Genomic DNA, 16630 nt, shown 5'->3' with positions numbered 1-16630 from the left:
AATGAACCCATTCACGAAGAGACTAGCCCGGAATCGGGCGTCAGCCGCAGTGGAAGACCGGGCTGTTGCGGGAAGTCCTCAACTGACCAGGAACTGGGTGGCCGCCAGTTCCCTGTACAGCTCGTCCTCGCCCACCAGTTCCTCGTGCGTGCCCACGGCCCGCACGCCGCCGCCTTCCATGACCACGATCCGGTCCGCGCCCGTCACCGTGGACAGCCGGTGCGCGATGACCAGCACCGTCGTCTCCCGCGCGACCTCGGCGACGACCTCGCGCAGCCGCAGCTCGTTGACCGCGTCGAGCTGCGAGGTGGCCTCGTCGAGCAGCAGCAGCCTGGGCTTGCGCAGCAGCGCCCTGGCGATCGCCACGCGCTGCCGCTCGCCGCCCGACAGCAGCACGCCGCGGTGCCCGACCGGCGTCTCCAGCCCCTCGGGCAGCCTTTCCACCAGGTCGTCGAGCCGGGTGCGCGTGATCGCCGCGCGGAGCTCCTCCTCCGTGGCGTCGCGGGCGGCGAACAGCAGGTTCTCGCGCAGCGTCCCGGCCAGCACGGGCGCGTCCTGCTCGACGTAGCCGAACGCGGCGCGCAGCTCGCCCAGCGGCCACTCGCGGATGTCCCTGCCGTCCACGAGGATCGTGCCGCCCTGGTGCTCGTAGAAGCGTTCGAGCAGCGCGAACACCGTGGACTTGCCCGCCCCCGACGGCCCGACCAGCGCGGTCATGCCGCCAGGCGGCACCTCGAAGCTGACGCCGTCGTGCACGACAGGGCGGTCGTCGCCGTAGCGGAAGACGACGTCCTCGAAGCGCACCCCGACCGGTCGCCCGGCCGCCGGCGCGGCGACGCTCACCGGCTCGGCCGGCAGCTCCTCGATCTGCTTGATCCGCGCCATCGCCGCCAGTCCCTGCTGCAACTGCACGCCGCCCTGCACGAGCTGCCCGATCGGCGGCACCAGGTAGAACAGGTAGAGCAGGAACGCGATCAGCGACGACACGTCCAGCGTGCCCGAGGCGACCCGCGCGCCGCCCACCGCCAGCACCGCCAGGAACGAGATCTGCACCGCCATCCACGTCGCCACCCCCGCGAGCGACGTCCAGCCGGCGACCTGCAGCCCCCGGTCGCGGGCCCGCGTCGCGGCCTCGCCGACCACGCCGATCTCCCGCTCCTCCGCGCCGCTGGCCTTCACGGTCCTGTACGCCTGCAGCGCCCGGTCCAGCACGGCGCCCATCTCGCCCACGGCCTCCTGGGCGTGCGACTGCGCCCGCTGGATCTTCGGCATGATGAGCGCCACCATCCCGCCGACGACCACCACGATCAGCAGCGTGACCAGCAGCAGCACGCCGTCCATGGCCGCCATCATGACGATCGCGCCGACCAGCATGAAGGCCGCGCTGACGGACTCCACGATGCCGTTGGTCAGCACCGCGCGCAGCAACGTGGTGTCACCGGTGACCCGCGACAACAGGTCGCCGGGCTTGAGCCGGTCCACGTCGGCGACCTTGAGCCGCAGCATCCGGTCCACGAGCCTGCGCCGGGCGCCGAGCACGATGCCCTCGCCCGTCCGCTCCATCAGGTAGCTTCCCCCGGCCGAGACGACCGCGCCGACCAGCACCGCCACGGTCAGCCAGACCAGCGGACCGGCCATCGACAGGCCCTGGCCGAAGGCGTCCACCACGTACTTGGCCAGCAACGGCATCGACAGGCCCGCGGCTGAGCCGATCAGGCTCAGTAACCCGCCCAGGACGAGCACTCTGCGGTGCGGGCGGACGTAGGCGAGCAACCCCTTGACCACCGCATCTCCTCTCACGATATTTCTCAACTTTCCCGACAACGAATGAAGCGCCGCGATCGGCACCCCCGATACCACGTCAACCTAAATTGACGACCTAAGTATGTCAACTTTGGTTGACCCTCATTCTCAAGGAGGAGACCGACATCCGGCGGCGGCCCACGGACGAATAGGGCGTCGAGGAACCCGGCCGGAACCTCGAACGTCACGATCAGCCCTTCTGAAAGGACCGAACATGGAGCTCCGGATCCACCGGCGCGCTCTAGTCGGGATAGGTCTCGCCGTAGCGGTCGCCGCCTCGTCGATGGCTGCGTTCCGCACTGACTCCGGCACCGCTTCCTCCCACCGCGAGGCCCCAGCGATCTCGAACGACCCGCAGCACGACAACACCGACGTGTACGCGTTCGTCAGCCCTGACAAGCCCGACTCCGTGACCCTGATCTCGAACTGGATCCCGTTCGAGGAGCCCAACGGCGGCCCGAACTTCTACCCGTTCGCCACCAAGTCGCGGCACAACATAAAGATCGACAACGACGGCGACAGCAAGACCGACATCACGTACGAGTGGACGTTCCGCAACGAGGACAAGCGCGGCAACGACACGTTCCTCTACAACAACGGTCCCGTCACCTCGCTGGACGACAAGAACCTGCTGTTCCGCCAGCGCTACACGCTCAAGCGGATCACTCCCGGCGGCTCCAAGACCCTGGTCAGCGACGGCATCGTCGCCCCCAGCAACGTCGGCGCCGCCTCGATGCCCAACTACGCGACCCTGCGCAACCAGGCGATCAAGAGCCTGCCCGGCGGAGGCAAGACCTACTCCGGACAGTCGGACGAGGCCTTCTTCCTGGACCTGCGCGTGTTCGACCTGCTCTACGGCGGCGACCTGTCCCTCGTCGGCCAGGACACCCTCAAGGGCTACAACGTCAACACCGTGGCACTCCAGGTCCCCCAGGCCGACCTGGCGCTCAAGGGCGACCCGAAGCGCAACCCGGTGATCGGCGTCTGCTCCACCACCGACAAGTTCAACGGCAGCTCGTTCGTGCAGGTCTCCCGCCTGTGCAACCCGCTGGTGAACGAGCTGGTGGCCGCCGCCGGCATGAAGGACGCCTTCAACGCGCTCGACCCGTCCAAGGACGCCGACGTCAAGGCGCTCGTCGACCGGGTCACCAACCCCGAGGTCGCCAGGCTCCTGGAGTCCATCTACGGCATCAAGGCGCCCGCGACCCCGCGCAACGACCTGGTGCAGATCTTCCTGAGCGGCATCGCCAAGAACAACGGCCCCATCAAGGCCGACCTCAACGCCCAGTCGCTCAACAAGGACGCCGGCAAGCAGCGCGGCTCCGAGCAGCTCAGGCTCAACATGTCGATCCCCGTCACCAAGGACCCGAACAGGCTCGGCGTCCTCGGCGGTGACCTGCAGGGCTTCCCGAACGGCCGCCGGCTCGCCGACGACGTCGTGGACATCGAGCTGCAGGCCGTCGCCGGCGCCGCGCAGAGCGGCAAGCTCATCCCCGGCCTGACGGACAAGGTGGACGCGAACGACAAGCCCTTCGACAAGACGTTCCCGTACATCCCGCTGCCCAGCAACGTGGCAGTGAACCAGCGATGACCACTTGACCGGCCGGTTCCCTCTCCAACCCGGCCGGTCCTTCCCCGGCGGCAGGCAACCCGTCTCCCATCGTCTGCCGCCACAGAAAGGGCCGGCCGGCCGTGTTCCCCGTCACGGCCGGCCGGCCCGCATCAGCCGGCTGTGGTCCCTCTCACGGCCGGCCGGTCCCACATCCAGCTCTGGAGCTCAAGGCCCATGCGCGCGTTCGCGATCTTCGCCGGCATCGCCCTCATCGGGGCGATGATCTTCACGGTCATCTCCTTCTCCTCCTCCCCCGCCACCCAGCAAGCGGCCGACCAGCCGCGCAGGGAGACGCTGCAGGAGCGGCTCAAGCGCCTGCCCGGCGACTACCGCGGCTGGGCCGAGCTCGGGCTCCAGTACGTCGACCAGGCCAGGGTCACCGGCGACCCGGCCTTCTACACCAAGGCGGAAGGCGCGCTCGCCACGGCCGCCAAGCTGAACGGCCGCGACGACACGGTCCTGACCGGGCAGGCCGCGCTGGCCGCCGGACGCCACGAGTTCAAGGACGCCGTACGGCTGGCCGAGAGCGCCATCGACGCCAACCCCTACGGCGCCCCCGCCTACGGCGTGCTGGCCGACGCCAGAACCCAGCTCGGGGACCTCAAGGGCGCCCAGCAGGCCGTGGACAAGATGCTCGGCCTGCGCCCCGGGGTGGCCGCCTTCGCCCGCGCCTCGTACGCGGCGGAGCTGCGCGGCGACCGCGACGCGGCACGCGAGTACCTGGAGTACGCCCACGCCGACGCCTTCTCGCCCGCCGACCTCGCCTACAGCCGCTACTACCTGGGCGAGCTGGCCCTGCACGCCGGCGACCTGAAGACGGCCACCGGCTGGTACGCCAAGGCCCTGCAGGCCTACCCCGCCTACACGCCCGCCCTCGCCGGCCAGGCCAGGGCCGCCGCCCTCGACGGCCGCCTCACCGAGGCGCTCGACCTCTACGACACCGTGATCAACCGGCTCCCCCTGCCCCAGTACCTCATCGAGCAGGGCGAGACCAGGATCAAGGCGGGGCAGCGGGCCGACTGGACGCTGCTCGACGCCCAGCGCAAGCTCTTCCAGGCCGCGGGCGTGCGCGACGACCTGACGTGGGCCGAGTTCCTCGCCGACCACGGCGACGCCGGGCAGGCCGTGAAGCACGCCAGGGCCGAGTACGCCCGCAACCCGAACCTCGTCGCCGCCGACGCCCTGGCCTGGGCGCTGTTCAAGTCGGGCAAGCCCGCCGAGGCGCTCCGCTACGCCGAGGAGGCCACCGCGACCGGCTGGCAGAACCCGCTGATCACCTACCACCGCGCCAAAATCGAGCAGGCACTCGGCCGCTCCGCGCGGGTGGACCCCGGCTTCGACCCGACGCTGTCCGCACTGGCGAGGTTCTCATGAGAGCCCTCCGGCTCGCCCTGGCGGCCCTGCTCCTCACGCTGTCCACGGCCGTCCTGCTCACAGGCACCGCCGAAGCCCGGACGGCTTCGCATCCCCTCGGCCGCTTCACCGTCAACCACTACAACGGCCTGCGGGTCTCCCCCGCCCAGATCAGCAACGACGCCGTCGTGGACCTGGCCGAGCTGCCGACCCTCCAGGCCAGGCCCGACGTCGACGCCACCTACGCGGCCCGCCGCTGCACCGCCCTGGCCGGCGCCCAGCGGCTGGAGGTGGCCGGCCAGGTGGTGCCGTTCCAGGTGACCGGCTCCGCCTTCGCCTACGCCCCCGGAGAAGGGGGCCTGGAGACCAGCCGCCTGTCCTGCCGGCTCGTGGCCGAAGTCCACGCCTCGGGGGCCGTGAAGTTCACCGACGACTTCGAGCAGGACAGGATCGGCTGGCGCGAGATCACCGCCGTCGGGGACGGCGTGCTCCTCACCGGCTCCTCCGTGCCCGAGACCAGCGTCAGCCAGGAGCTGCGGGCCTACCCGGAGGACCTGCTGTCGAACCCGCTCGACCAGCGCGAAGCCACCTTCACGGCCGCGGGCCCCGCCCTCGGCGTGCCCGCCGGATCTCCTTCAGGCGGCGCGCCCTCCGGCGGAAGCGGCCTCGGCATCGAGATCGGCGGCCCGATCGGCGAGGCCCTGGCGGCGCTCGACCGCACCTTCACCGGGCTGATCGGCTCCGACTCGCTGACGCTCCCCCTCGGGCTGCTCGCGGTGGGGCTGGCCGTGGTGCTGGGGGCCGGGCACGCGCTGATCCCCGGGCACGGCAAGACCATCATGGCGGCGTACCTGGCCGGGCGGCGCGGCCGGCCGCGTGACGCGCTGGTGGTGGGGGCGACGGTCACGGCCACGCACACGGCCGGGGTGCTGGTGGTGGGGCTGCTGCTGACGGCGTTCACGGCGCTGGCCGGGGAGTCGGTGCTGGCCTGGCTGGGGGTGGCCAGCGGCGTGCTGATCGCCGTCATCGGCCTGCGCCTCCTGCTCAGCACCCGCCGCTCGTCCTCACACGGACACGGTCACGGGCACGGCCATGGACACGGGCATGGGCACGGCCACGGTCATGGGCATGGGGACCCTCCGAAGCGGGCGGGACTCATCGGCCTCGGGGTGGCGGGCGGTCTCGTGCCCAGCCCCTCGGCGCTCATCGTGCTGCTGGGGGCCATCGCGCTCGGCCGGACCTGGTTCGGGGTGGCGCTGGTGACCGCCTACGGCGTCGGCATGGCCGCCACGCTCACCGTCACGGGGCTGCTCCTGGTCAAGCTGGTGGACCGGCTGGAGCGGCGCGCCTCGGCCGGGCGGCGGCTGGCTGCCCGGCTGTCGGGGCTGGCGCCGCTGGGGACGGCCGCCATGGTGGTCGTGCTGGGGGCGGGGCTGGCGTTGCGGTCGGTGGCGGCTCTCTAGTCGATCTCCGGTACGTCGTCGTGGTCGTAGTCGGCATCACCGTCGTCGGCCCGCCGCAGCTGGATGTCCTGCAGCCAGGCCTGCGCGAACCGCCGCACCGCCTTGATCTGCGCCTCGTCGAGCCCGTAGGACTCGAACTCCTCGTCGCTGATGGAGTCGACGAAACTCAGCCTGGTCGCCAGCTCGTAGATCGAGAAGTAGTCGTTGTGCGGCTTGGCCAGGCCTTCGAGCGCCCGGAAGGTGTAGAGGTGCCCGACTGCGGCGACGTCGATGATGTCGCGCGCGTAGCTGCGCTCGTGCAGGGCGCGCATCTTGAGCCCGACCGCGTCCTCCACGCTGAGCACCCGCAACGTGCCGCAGGTGGCGGGGCGCTGCTGGAACGCCTCGCGCAGGAGGTCGAACTCGCACTGCTCGCCGGTCTGCGGGTCCTCGACCATCAACCGGCCCGACCGGGGGGTCACGTCGATGATCGTGACGCTGAGCCCGGCTTCCTGGAACGCTCCAATGACGCCGGCCGCCACCTGGGCCAGCGGTAATTCCTCGGCGGTGGCGAAGTCGAGATCCTTGCTGGGCCGGTCGGTGAAGCCGTGCGCCTTGATGGCGTACCCGCCGGCGAGCACCAGGCCGTAACGCTCGCAGACAGGGGACACGGCTCGCAGCAGCCGCTCCTGGAAGGGCGGGAAGTACATCAGCCCACGGTCTCCCGCCGCAGCGGGAGCTTCTTCTCCAGGGCGCGCCGGTAGCCGGGCCCGAGCCCTCTGCGCAGTTGCGGCCAGTCGTGCACCAGGAGATCCGCGTTCAGGTAGGCCTCGTAGTCGGCCTTGCGCCCCGTGGTGATCACGATGCGGTACATGGACATGCGGATCATCGGCTTGGCCAGGTCGAACTCGGTCAGCCCCGACCACACCAGATGCGGCGGCAGGGGGACGACCCCCTCGGCCGGCCCGTGGAGGTCGGCCAGCGAGTCTGGGATCTTCTCGTCCAGCCCCGCGTACAGGTCAGGAAGTGCCATGCCTCAAGTATGCCGACGACCGCGCCGAGTGGAAGGCAGATCATGCCGCCCGGACAGAAACTCCTGAAACGCGATCTTCCCCTTGATCACCGGCCTCCGCCACCGCTCCTCCCGATGAATCGCCCTGGCCATCTTCCTGGGCGACCGCCTGGCGAAGAACCAGTGCGCCCACGGCGACCCAGGCCGGGCCAGCCGGATCGCCCCCACCAGCAGCATCGGCGGCACGAACAGCCCGGCCATCCCCGTCCAGATCTTCCCCTTGAGCAGGGTGACGACGGCCAGCGCCAGGTTGGCGACGATCAGCGCGGCGGGGTTGACGGGGGTGCCGTAGTCCCAGGTGAGTGGCCGTAATCCGATGAGGAGCAGGCCGGTCACGGCGACCGCGATGAAGACCGCGTCCACCGAGGTGCGGCCTTCCTCCTCCCAGTACACGTCGTGCAGGTGCAGGATGAGGGCGAACTCGTCGAGCACCAGGGCGGAGCCGACGCCGAAGACGGAGGCGGCGACGGCGGTGCCGGCCTGGGAGCCGGGCGAGACGATGAGCGTGACGCCGCCGACCAGCATCAGCACCACGCCGAACACCACGTGGTGGATGTGCATCTCGCCCACGTTGACGTTGCGGAACCAGCCGACCTTCGCCCTGATGAGGCGGACGTTGATGCGGGTGGCGATGAAGGCGGCGATGAGCATGACGAAGTAGCAGAACAGCGGGAGCCGTCCCGTGGAGACGATGCTTTGCTGAAACCAGTTGCCCATATGACCCTGGTTTCGATGGTACGAGCCGCGCGGATGTTCCCGGCCGTACTAGGACAGGAAGGCCCTTAACAGTGCGGCTGTGCCCTCCAGGTGTTCCACCACCGCCTGGCGGGCCGCGTCGGGGTTCCCGGCGAGGATGGCGTCCACGATGGCCTGGTGCTGCACGGCGGCGTGGTCGAGGTTGACCTGGAGCATCGGGATGGCGTTGAGCAGGTCGCTGACGCGGGAGCGGGCGTCGGCGCAGGTGGTGGCGAGCAGGGTGGAGCCGGTGAGCTCGGCGATGGACAGGTGGAAGGCCGTGTCGAGGCGGCGGTAGTCCTCCAGGCCCGCCTCGTTCAGCTCGGCGAGTCTGCGGGTGAGCGTGGCGCGCTTGTCGTCGGCGAGTTCGGCGGCGGCCAGCACCTGGGCGGCGCCGCACTCCACGGCGAGCCGGAAGGTGAGCGCGTCGGACAGCTCGGCCATGCCCATCTTGTTGACGGCCTGGCGCAGGTCGCCGGCATCCGGGGCGGGCGGCACGTAGGTGACGAACGCTCCGCCGTACCGGCCGCGCCGCACGTCGAGGTAGCCGGCGTCCGACAGCGCCCGGATGGCCTCGCGCAGCGTGACCCGGCTGATGCCGAGCTGGACGGCCAGCTCGCGCTCGGGCGGCAGTTTGTGTCCGGGCGGGACGACGCCCAGCTTGATCGCCTGGAGCAGCCGTTCCACGGTCTCCTCGAAGGCGTTGCCCGCCCTGACAGGGCGCAGCACCGTCATCAAACGCGCCGACTCGTCCAACGTGTCCTCAGGTCTTGACAAGCGATCCCGCCATACTGATCAATGGTCTGAGACTAGCCCAATCAACGGGAAAGCGCCTCAGGCCAGATCGGAGCCGCATGAGCGTGAGCGACCGAGCGAGCACCGGGTTCCTGACCGTCGCCGAGCTGCGCGACGAGGTGGCCTCAGGCCGGATCGACACCGTGTTGCTCGCGATCGCCGACATGCAGGGCCGGTTGCAGGGCAAGAGGCTGTCGGCGCGCTACTTTCTCGAAGAGGTGCTGCATCACGGCTCCGAGGGCTGCAACTACCTGCTGGCGGTGGACGTGGACATGAACACCGTCCCCGGCTACGCCATGTCGTCCTGGGATCGCGGGTACGGCGACTTCGTGATGAAACCGGACCTCGGCACGCTGCGCCGGGTCCCGTGGCACGAGGGGACGGCGATGCTGATGGCCGATCTGGCCTGGGAGGACGGCGGCGACGTGACCGCCTCCCCGCGCCAGGTCCTGCGCAGGCAGCTCGCCCGCCTCGCCGACCGCGGGCTGGCCGCCTACGTCGGCACGGAGCTGGAGTTCGTGGTCTACGACGACAGCTACGAGGACGCGTGGCGGCGCGCGTACCGCGACCTGTCCCCCGCGAACCTGTACAACGTGGACTACTCGCTGCTGGGCACGGCCCGCATCGAGCCGCTGCTGCGGCGCATCAGGCGCGAGATGGAGGGCGCGGGCCTGTACGTCGAGTCGGCCAAGGGCGAGTGCAACCTGGGCCAGCACGAGATCGCCTTCCGCTACGACGAGGCGCTGCGCACCTGCGACAACCACGTCATCTACAAGACCGGCGCCAAGGAGATCGCCGCCCAGGAGGGCCGGTCGATCACGTTCATGGCCAAGCCGAACCAGCGCGAGGGCAACTCCTGCCACATCCACATCTCGCTGCGCAGCCTCGACGGCGACCCGGTGATGGCGGGAGAGGGGCCGTTCGGGCTCTCGCCGCTCGGGGCGCGCTTCGTGGCGGGCCAGCTCGCCTGCATGCGGGAGCTGACCCTCATGTACGCGCCCAACGTCAACTCCTACAAACGGTACGTGCCGGGCAGCTTCGCCCCGACGGCCGTGAAGTGGGGCGTCGACAACCGCACCTGCTCGCTGCGGCTGGTCGGCCACGGCCCCTCGCTGCGGGTGGAGAACCGGGTGCCGGGCGGCGACGTGAACCCGTACCTGGCGGTGGCGGCGCTGGTCGCGGCCGGGCTGCACGGCATCGACGCGGAGCTGCCGCTGGAGGACCCGTACACCGGCAACGCCTACGACTCCGGCGCCGAGACGGTGCCGCACACGCTGCGGGACGCGCTGGCGCTGTTCGAGGCGTCGAAGCTGGCGCGCGAGAGGTTCGGCGACGACGTGGTGGAGCACTACGCGAACAACGCGCGGGTGGAGCTGGCCGCGTTCGACGCGGCGGTGACGGATTGGGAGCTGTTCCGTGGCTTCGAGCGGATGTGACGTATGAAGATCGTCAATCCGGCGACGGAGGAAGTCGTCGCCGACGTCGAGCTCGCCGACGCGGCCGAGGTGGACCGGGCCGTGGAGCGTGCCAGGAAGGCGCAGGCGGCCTGGCGCGAGGTGTCGCCGGGCGACCGGGCGCGGCTGCTGCGCGGGTTCGCCGACCTGGTGGACGAGCACGGCGAGGAGCTGGCCCGGCTGGAGCTGGCCAACGCCGGCCACACGATCGGCAACGCCCGCTGGGAGGCCGGCAACGTCCGTGACGTGCTGCACTTCTACGCCGGCGCCCCCGAGCGCAACCACGGCAAGCAGATCCCGGTGCCCGGCGGCGTGGACCTGACGTTCCAGGAGCCGCTGGGCGTCGTCGGGATCATCGTGCCGTGGAACTTCCCCATGGTGATCATGATGTGGGGCGCCGCCCCCGCTCTGGCGGCGGGCAACACGGTGATCGTGAAGCCCGCCGAGTGGACTCCGCTGACCGCGCTGAGGCTGGCCGAGCTGGCCCTGGCGGCGGGCCTCCCCGAGGGGGTGCTCCAGGTTCTGCCTGGGGCAGGGGAGGTCGCGGGAGCCCGCCTGGTGGAGCATCCCGGCGTGGCCAAGATCGTGTTCACCGGCTCGACCGAGGTGGGCAAGGAGATCGCCGCCAAGGCGGGGCGGCAGGTCAAGCGGCTCACGCTGGAACTGGGCGGCAAGTCCGCAAACATCGTTTTCGCCGACGCGGATCTCGAAAAAGCGGCAAAAACCGCGCCTTATGCGGTGTTCGACAACGCCGGGCAGGACTGCTGCGCCCGCTCCAGGATCCTCGTCCAGGCGAGTGTGTACGACGCGTTCATGGAGCACCTGTCCGAGGCCGTGCGCGGCGTCGTGGTCGGCGACCCCCTCGACGAGGCCACCGAGATGGGCCCCCTGATCAGCGCCGAGCACCTGGAACGCGTCCGCGGCTTCGTCGAGGGCACCCCCTACCTCCAGGCGTCCTGTCCCCAGGGCAAGGGCTACTGGTTCCCGCCGACCGTCCTGACCCCCGAGGTCACCGACCGGGCGTTCACCGAGGAGATCTTCGGCCCCGTGGTGTCGGTGGCCAGGTTCGAGGACGAGGCGCAGGCCGTACGGATCGCCAACGACACCCCCTACGGCCTGAGCGGCTCCATCTGGACCCGCGACGTCGGGCGGGCGCTGCGCGTGGCCAGAGCCGTCGAGGCGGGCGCCCTGTCGGTGAACTCCCACTCCTCGGTCCGCTACTGGACCCCGTTCGGCGGCTTCAAGCAGTCCGGCCTCGGCAGGGAGCTCGGCCCTGACGCGCTGGCGGCGTTCACCGAGACCAAGAACGTCTTCATTTCGACGGAGTGAGTGCACACATGCAGCGGTTGCAGGATCGGGTGGCGGTCATCACCGGCGCGGGCAGCGGGATCGGGCTGGCCACGGCCCGCCGGTTCGCCGACGAAGGCGCCAAGGTGGTCTGCGCGGACATCGACGAGGAGTCGGGCGTCAAGGCCGCCGCCGAGGTGGGCGGCCTGTTCACCAAAGTAGACGTGACGAGCGAGGACGACGTCGTCCGGATGTTCCGGACGGCGTACGACACGTACGGCAGTGTGGACATCGCCTTCAACAACGCGGGCATCTCGCCGCCCGACGACGACTCGATCCTGGAGACGGGCCTCGACGCCTGGCGCCGCGTCCAGGAGGTGAACCTGACCAGCGTCTACCTGTGCTGCAAGCACGTCATCCCGTACATGCGCCGCCAGGGCAAGGGCTCGATCGTCAACACCGCCTCGTTCGTCGCCGTGCTCGGCTCGGCGACCTCGCAGATCTCCTACACCGCCTCCAAGGGCGGGGTGCTGGCGATGACGCGGGAGCTGGGCGTGCAGTTCGCCAGGGAGGGCATCAGGGTCAACGCGCTGTGCCCGGGGCCCGTCAACACGCCGCTGCTGCGGGAGCTGTTCGCCAAGGACCCGGAACGGGCGCAGCGGCGGCTGGTGCACGTGCCCGTGGGCCGCTTCGCCGAGGCGTCGGAGATCGCGGCCGCGGTGGCGTTCCTGGCCAGCGACGACGCCTCGTTCATCACGGGCGCCGAGTTCCTGGTGGACGGCGGCATCTCCAGCGCCTACGTCACGCCGCTGTAGCCATGGGACCCGTCATCGGCATCACCTGCTACGCCGAGACCGCCTCGTTCACGGTCTGGCAGGACACCCGCGCGGCGCTGCTGCCGTACACGTACGTGGAGCAGGTCGTGCGCGCGGGCGGCCAACCGGTCCTGCTGCCCCCGGCGGGTGCGCCCGCCGGGCTGGCCGGCCGCCTGGACGGCCTGATCCTGGCGGGCGGCGGCGACATCGACCCGGCCAGGTACGGCGCGGAGCCGCACGAGCGCAGCGGCTACGTCAGGAAATTTCGGGACGAGGCGGAGTTCGGCCTGCTGGCCGCCGCCCTGGACAGCGACCTGCCCTTCCTGGGCGTCTGCCGCGGCCTCCAGGTGCTCAACGTGGCCCTGGGCGGCACCCTGCACCAGCACCTGCCCGACGTGGTCGGCCACACGGACCACTGCCCTGGGCCCGGCGTCTTCGGGCATCTGCCGGTCACCCCCGTCCCCGGCACCGGCCTGGCCAAGGTGCTGGGCGAGGAGCCGGTACCGGTCCCGCACTACCACCACCAGTCCGTGAACCGGCTCGCCCCGGGCCTGACGGTCACCGCCACTGCCGAGGACGGCACGATCGAGGCCGTGGAAGCCCAGGGAACGTTCACCATGGCCGTCCAGTGGCATCCGGAGGCGGGCGAGGACCACGCGTTGTTCGAGGCGCTCGTGCGAGCCTGCTGAGACGGACGCGACAACAGCCCTGTTACGGCACTAGGCTGACGGACATCACCGTCGAAACCGTGCGGGAGAGCGCCCTGACAGCCGGTCAGGGCCCCTGAAGGAGCAAGCCCTCCCCGCAAACCTCTCAAGGCAAAGGACCGCACGGACGAGGTGTCCTCTGGAAAGCAGGCCCGTGCGGCCTCGCCGAAGGTGAAAGTCCGGCAAAAGTCGGGCGAAGCTCTCAGGCATCGATGACAGAGGGGGAGGATGCTGGCATCCACTCCTGTCCTGAGGTGCGACAAATGTCCCGACCGACACCGCTACGCGACGTTCACGAGAGCCTCGGCGCCACCCTCACCGACTTCGCCGGGTGGCTCATGCCGCTCCGGTACGGCAGCGAGTCCGCGGAGCACCGGGCCGTGCGCGAGGCGGCCGGGCTGTTCGACCTCTCGCACATGGGCGAGATCTTCCTGACCGGTCCGCAGGCGGGCCAGGCGCTCGACTACGCGCTGGTCGGCCACCTGTCGGCGCTGGCGCCCGGCAGGGCCAGGTACACCATGATCGTGAACGAGCGCGGCGGGGTGCTCGACGACCTCATCGTCTACCGGCTCGGCGACGAGGAGTTCATGGTCGTGGCCAACGCCTCCAACTACGAGCGGGTCGCCGCCGAGCTGCGGGAGCGCGCCACCTCCTACGACGCCGAAGTGGACGACCGCTCCGCGCGGTACGCGCTGATCGCCGTGCAGGGCCCGCGCTCGCAGGAGATCCTCGCCACGCTCACCGACGCCGACCTCGACGGGCTGAAGTACTACGCGGGCCTGCCCGGCGTGGTGGACGGCCGGCAGGCGCTGATCGCCCGTACCGGCTACACCGGCGAGGACGGGTTCGAGCTGTTCGTGGCGAACGAGGACGCCGTGCCGCTCTGGCACGCCCTCACCGCGGCCGGGGAGCCGTACGGGATCAAGCCCGCGGGCCTGTCCAGCCGCGACACGCTCAGGCTGGAGGCGGGCATGCCGCTGTACGGCAACGAGCTGAGCGAGCGGCTCACCCCGTTCGACGCGGGGCTGGGCAGGGTGGTGAAATTCGACAAGCCGGGCGACTTCGTCGGCAGGTCGGCGCTCGAGGCGGTCAAGGACGACCCGCCGCGGCGCAGGCTCGTCGGCCTCGTCGCGCGGACCCGCCGGGTGCCGCGCCACGGTTACCCGGTCACCAAGGACGGCGTCGTCGTCGGCGAGGTCACCAGCGGTGCGCCCTCCCAGACCCTGGGAAAGCCCATCGCGATGGCCTACGTCGACACCGGCGCCGATTCAGGCCTGGCTGTGGACATCCGGGGCAGCCATGAACCTATGGACCTGGTTGAGCTGCCCTTTTACAGGAGGAACAAGTGAGCAACATCCCTGACGACCTGAGCTACACCAAGGAGCACGAGTGGGTGGCCGGTCTTGACGACAGCACCACCGTGACGATCGGCGTCACGGCCTTCGCCGCCGAGTCCCTTGGTGACGTCGTCTACGTGCAGCTCCCCGAGGTCGGCACGAGCGTCGAGCAGGGCGACTCCGTCGGCGAGGTGGAGTCGACCAAGTCCGTGAACGAGATCTACTCCCCGGTGGGCGGCGAGATCACCGAGGTGAACCAGTCCGTCGTGGACGACCCTGGCCTCGTCAACAGCGACCCGTACGGCGAGGGCTGGATGTTCAAGGTGCGCGTCGAAGGCGACCCCGAGGACCTGCTCACGCCTGAGGAGTACACCGCTCTCACCTCGGGCGGGTCCTGACCCAACCGCCGGGGCCCCGCGCGGGCCCCGGCCTCTCATGAAGGGCGCACATCAATGGCGATCAGCGTCTTCGACCTCTTCAAGATCGGCATCGGCCCGTCGAGCTCCCACACCGGCGGCCCGATGGCGGCGGCGCACAAGTTCGTCCGCGGCCTGCACGAGGACGGCCTGCTGGAGCGGGTCGCGAGCGTGGAGGCCATCCTGTACGGCTCGCTCGGCCTGACCGGCAAGGGCCACGGCAGCGACAAGGCGGTCCTGCTCGGCCTGTCCGGCGAGAAGCCCGAGCTGGTGGACGTGGACACCGTCGACGCCCGCGTCGCGCAGATGCGCGAGTCCGGCACCGTCAAGCTCTACGGCACCCGCGAGATCCCCTTCGTCATCGGCGAGCACCTCGTCTTCGAACGCAAGATCTCCCTGCCCGAGCACCCCAACGGCATGCGCTTCACCGCCCGCGACGCCTCCGGCGAGCAGCTCCGCGAGAAGGTCTACTTCTCGGTCGGCGGCGGCTTCGTGGTGGACGAGAAGGCCACCGGCGCCGACCGCATCAAGCCCGACGACACCGTGCTGCCCTACCCCTTCACCACCGGCGAGGAGCTGCTCAAGCACTGCTCCAACACCGGGCTGTCGATCTCCGCCCTGATGCTGCAGAACGAGCAGGCGTTCGGCCGCACCGAGCAGGAGATCCGCGATGGCCTGCTCAACCTGTGGCAGGTCATGTCCGAGTGCGTGCGCCGCGGCATCTCCAAGGAGGGCGTGCTGCCGGGCGGCCTCAAGGTCAAGCGCCGGGCCAACCAGCTCCACCGCCGCCTGCAGTCGGAGCCGGCGGAGAAGGACCCGTTGCAGGCCATGGACTGGGTCACGCTGTTCGCCCTGGCCGTCAACGAGGAGAACGCCGCCGGCGGCCGCATCGTCACCGCCCCCACCAACGGCGCCGCCGGCATCATCCCGGCCGTCCTGACCTACTACACCCGCTTCGTCCCGCACGCCGACGACGACGGCGTCATTCGCTTCCTCCTGACGGCGGGCGCGATCGGCGTGCTGTTCAAGGAGAACGCCTCGATCTCCGGCGCCGAGGTCGGCTGCCAGGGCGAGGTCGGCTCGGCCTGCTCGATGGCCTCCGCCGCCCTCGCGGAGGTGCTCGGGGGGACGCCCGAGCAGGTGGAGAACGCCGCCGAGATCGGCATCGAGCACAACCTCGGGCTGACCTGCGACCCGATCGGCGGCCTCGTCCAGATCCCGTGCATCGAGCGGAACGCCGTGGCCTCCAACAAGGCCATCACGGCGGCCCGCATCGCGCTGCGCGGCGACGGGAAGCACTACGTGGCGCTGGACAAGGCCATCAAGACGATGCGGGACACGGGGCGGGACATGCTCGACAAGTACAAGGAGACGTCTCGGGGCGGGCTCGCGGTCAACGTCATCGAGTGCTGATCACCGCCGTGGAGATCGTGTCCAAGAGCGGGAACGCCTACCTGGTGGCCGCGGAAGAGTACGAAGCCCTCCAGGAGGCGCTCGCGGGCCGCCACGACAGGCACGAGCTCATGGACGACGAGGCCTCCGGGTGAAGGTCGCCTTCACGCGGCAGGGCTGGGACGACTACGTCCACTGGCAGACGGCCGATCGGCAGATCCTCAAGCGGATCAACCGCCTTGTCGAGGACGCGCTGCGCGACCCCTTCGAGGGCATCGGCAAGCCCGAGCCGCTGAAGTACGCTCTGGCAGGCGCGTGGTCGCGGCGCATCACCGAAGAGCACCGACTGGTGTACCTGCCCATGGAAGACGAGATCGTCGTCCTGCAGGCTCGCTACCCCTACGAATAAG

Annotated in this window: 17 protein-coding genes and 2 riboswitches; of the genes, 12 read left to right on the top strand and 5 right to left on the bottom strand. The window is 70.3% G+C overall.

Annotation, left to right across the window (positions count from 1 at the left end; translation table 11 throughout):
* Positions 1 to 78: 78 nt before the first annotated feature.
* Positions 79 to 1785 carry an ABC transporter ATP-binding protein gene (locus ABD331_RS08130; protein WP_344472193.1) on the bottom strand — a complete coding sequence of 569 codons (1707 nt, stop codon included), beginning with the start codon at positions 1783 to 1785 and terminating at the stop codon, positions 79 to 81.
* A 232-nt stretch (positions 1786 to 2017) separates the two neighbouring features.
* On the opposite strand from ABD331_RS08130, the gene ABD331_RS08125 reads away from it, so the two are divergent.
* From ABD331_RS08125 to ABD331_RS08115, 3 genes are all read left to right on the top strand, one after another.
* Positions 2018 to 3394: a DUF4331 domain-containing protein gene (locus ABD331_RS08125; RefSeq protein ID WP_344472190.1), complete on the top strand. Its 1377-nt coding sequence runs from the start codon at positions 2018 to 2020 to the stop codon at positions 3392 to 3394.
* Positions 3395 to 3589: 195 nt separating this feature from the next.
* On the top strand, positions 3590 to 4789 hold the full coding sequence (locus ABD331_RS08120) for a tetratricopeptide repeat protein (RefSeq protein WP_344472188.1): 1200 nt from the start codon (positions 3590 to 3592) through the stop codon (positions 4787 to 4789).
* Entirely contained in the window at positions 4786 to 6231 is a 1446-nt protein-coding gene (locus tag ABD331_RS08115) for a nickel/cobalt transporter (protein ID WP_344472186.1), read from the top strand. The genes ABD331_RS08120 and ABD331_RS08115 overlap by 4 nt, the downstream gene beginning before the upstream one ends.
* Here ABD331_RS08115 and ABD331_RS08110 read toward each other — a convergent pair.
* The 4 genes from ABD331_RS08110 to ABD331_RS08095 are packed head-to-tail and all read right to left on the bottom strand — an operon-like array spanning position 6228 to position 8752.
* Positions 6228 to 6920 (bottom strand): nucleotidyl transferase AbiEii/AbiGii toxin family protein, encoded by a 693-nt coding sequence (locus ABD331_RS08110; RefSeq protein ID WP_344472184.1) that lies wholly within the window; start codon positions 6918 to 6920, stop codon positions 6228 to 6230. The genes ABD331_RS08115 and ABD331_RS08110 overlap by 4 nt on opposite strands.
* Positions 6920 to 7243, bottom strand: a complete 324-nt coding sequence (locus ABD331_RS08105) for a hypothetical protein (RefSeq protein WP_344472182.1) — start codon at positions 7241 to 7243, stop codon at positions 6920 to 6922. The genes ABD331_RS08110 and ABD331_RS08105 overlap by 1 nt, the downstream gene beginning before the upstream one ends.
* A 3-nt stretch (positions 7244 to 7246) precedes the next feature.
* Positions 7247 to 7999: a hypothetical protein gene (locus tag ABD331_RS08100; protein ID WP_344472180.1), complete on the bottom strand. Its 753-nt coding sequence runs from the start codon at positions 7997 to 7999 to the stop codon at positions 7247 to 7249.
* 48 nt (positions 8000 to 8047) lie between these two features.
* The gene (locus ABD331_RS08095; RefSeq protein WP_344472492.1) at positions 8048 to 8752 is read right to left on the bottom strand and encodes a FadR/GntR family transcriptional regulator; all 705 of its coding nucleotides are present in this window, start codon (positions 8750 to 8752) and stop codon (positions 8048 to 8050) included.
* A 125-nt stretch (positions 8753 to 8877) separates the two neighbouring features.
* Here ABD331_RS08095 and ABD331_RS08090 point away from each other — a divergent pair, with 125 nt between their 5' ends.
* The 9 genes from ABD331_RS08090 (at position 8878) to ABD331_RS08050 (ending at position 16629) form a co-directional block, all read left to right on the top strand.
* Entirely contained in the window at positions 8878 to 10248 is a 1371-nt protein-coding gene (locus ABD331_RS08090) for a glutamine synthetase family protein (RefSeq protein ID WP_344472178.1), read from the top strand.
* Between the two features lie 3 nt (positions 10249 to 10251).
* A complete protein-coding gene (locus ABD331_RS08085) occupies positions 10252 to 11595 on the top strand; it encodes an aldehyde dehydrogenase family protein (RefSeq protein ID WP_344472176.1) in 1344 nt (447 codons plus the stop codon).
* Between the two features lie 8 nt (positions 11596 to 11603).
* Positions 11604 to 12368, top strand: coding sequence for a 3-oxoacyl-ACP reductase (locus ABD331_RS08080; protein WP_344472175.1), 765 nt, complete (start codon positions 11604 to 11606; stop codon positions 12366 to 12368).
* A 2-nt stretch (positions 12369 to 12370) separates the two neighbouring features.
* On the top strand, positions 12371 to 13057 hold the full coding sequence (locus ABD331_RS08075; RefSeq protein ID WP_344472173.1) for a gamma-glutamyl-gamma-aminobutyrate hydrolase family protein: 687 nt from the start codon (positions 12371 to 12373) through the stop codon (positions 13055 to 13057).
* 52 nt (positions 13058 to 13109) lie between these two features.
* Positions 13110 to 13207, top strand: a riboswitch (glycine riboswitch).
* Positions 13208 to 13304, top strand: a riboswitch (glycine riboswitch).
* A gap of 34 nt (positions 13305 to 13338) precedes the next feature.
* Entirely contained in the window at positions 13339 to 14424 is a 1086-nt protein-coding gene (gcvT, locus tag ABD331_RS08070) for a glycine cleavage system aminomethyltransferase GcvT (RefSeq protein ID WP_344472171.1), read from the top strand.
* On the top strand, positions 14421 to 14810 hold the full coding sequence (gene gcvH, locus ABD331_RS08065; RefSeq protein WP_344472169.1) for a glycine cleavage system protein GcvH: 390 nt from the start codon (positions 14421 to 14423) through the stop codon (positions 14808 to 14810). The genes gcvT and gcvH overlap by 4 nt, the downstream gene beginning before the upstream one ends.
* A gap of 54 nt (positions 14811 to 14864) precedes the next feature.
* A complete protein-coding gene (locus ABD331_RS08060; RefSeq protein WP_344472167.1) occupies positions 14865 to 16241 on the top strand; it encodes an L-serine ammonia-lyase in 1377 nt (458 codons plus the stop codon).
* Positions 16235 to 16375, top strand: coding sequence for a hypothetical protein (locus ABD331_RS08055; RefSeq protein ID WP_344472165.1), 141 nt, complete (start codon positions 16235 to 16237; stop codon positions 16373 to 16375). Before ABD331_RS08060 ends, ABD331_RS08055 begins: the two co-directional genes overlap by 7 nt.
* Positions 16372 to 16629: a Txe/YoeB family addiction module toxin gene (locus ABD331_RS08050; RefSeq protein ID WP_344472162.1), complete on the top strand. Its 258-nt coding sequence runs from the start codon at positions 16372 to 16374 to the stop codon at positions 16627 to 16629. Before ABD331_RS08055 ends, ABD331_RS08050 begins: the two co-directional genes overlap by 4 nt.
* Position 16630 lies beyond the last annotated feature (1 nt).

This window comes from Nonomuraea monospora (genome assembly GCF_039531895.1).
GTDB lineage: Bacteria > Actinomycetota > Actinomycetes > Streptosporangiales > Streptosporangiaceae > Nonomuraea > Nonomuraea monospora.
Note: the sequence above shows the minus strand (reverse complement) of the source record. Positions and strands in the feature narration are given on the sequence as shown.

What these genes read in the sequence shown, in the direction of transcription:
- ABD331_RS08100 (WP_344472180.1), bottom strand. Translation starts at nt 7,999, where the DNA reads ATGGGCAACTGGTTTCAGCAAAGCATCGTCTCCACGGGACGGCTCCCG.
- ABD331_RS08095 (WP_344472492.1), bottom strand. Translation starts at nt 8,752, where the DNA reads ATGACGGTGCTGCGCCCTGTCAGGGCGGGCAACGCCTTCGAGGAGACC.
- ABD331_RS08110 (WP_344472184.1), bottom strand. Translation starts at nt 6,920, where the DNA reads ATGTACTTCCCGCCCTTCCAGGAGCGGCTGCTGCGAGCCGTGTCCCCT.
- ABD331_RS08120 (WP_344472188.1), top strand. Translation starts at nt 3,590, where the DNA reads ATGCGCGCGTTCGCGATCTTCGCCGGCATCGCCCTCATCGGGGCGATG.
- ABD331_RS08060 (WP_344472167.1), top strand. Translation starts at nt 14,865, where the DNA reads ATGGCGATCAGCGTCTTCGACCTCTTCAAGATCGGCATCGGCCCGTCG.
- ABD331_RS08085 (WP_344472176.1), top strand. Translation starts at nt 10,252, where the DNA reads ATGAAGATCGTCAATCCGGCGACGGAGGAAGTCGTCGCCGACGTCGAG.
- ABD331_RS08080 (WP_344472175.1), top strand. Translation starts at nt 11,604, where the DNA reads ATGCAGCGGTTGCAGGATCGGGTGGCGGTCATCACCGGCGCGGGCAGC.
- ABD331_RS08125 (WP_344472190.1), top strand. Translation starts at nt 2,018, where the DNA reads ATGGAGCTCCGGATCCACCGGCGCGCTCTAGTCGGGATAGGTCTCGCC.
- ABD331_RS08115 (WP_344472186.1), top strand. Translation starts at nt 4,786, where the DNA reads ATGAGAGCCCTCCGGCTCGCCCTGGCGGCCCTGCTCCTCACGCTGTCC.
- ABD331_RS08105 (WP_344472182.1), bottom strand. Translation starts at nt 7,243, where the DNA reads ATGGCACTTCCTGACCTGTACGCGGGGCTGGACGAGAAGATCCCAGAC.
- ABD331_RS08075 (WP_344472173.1), top strand. Translation starts at nt 12,371, where the DNA reads ATGGGACCCGTCATCGGCATCACCTGCTACGCCGAGACCGCCTCGTTC.
- gcvT (WP_344472171.1), top strand. Translation starts at nt 13,339, where the DNA reads ATGTCCCGACCGACACCGCTACGCGACGTTCACGAGAGCCTCGGCGCC.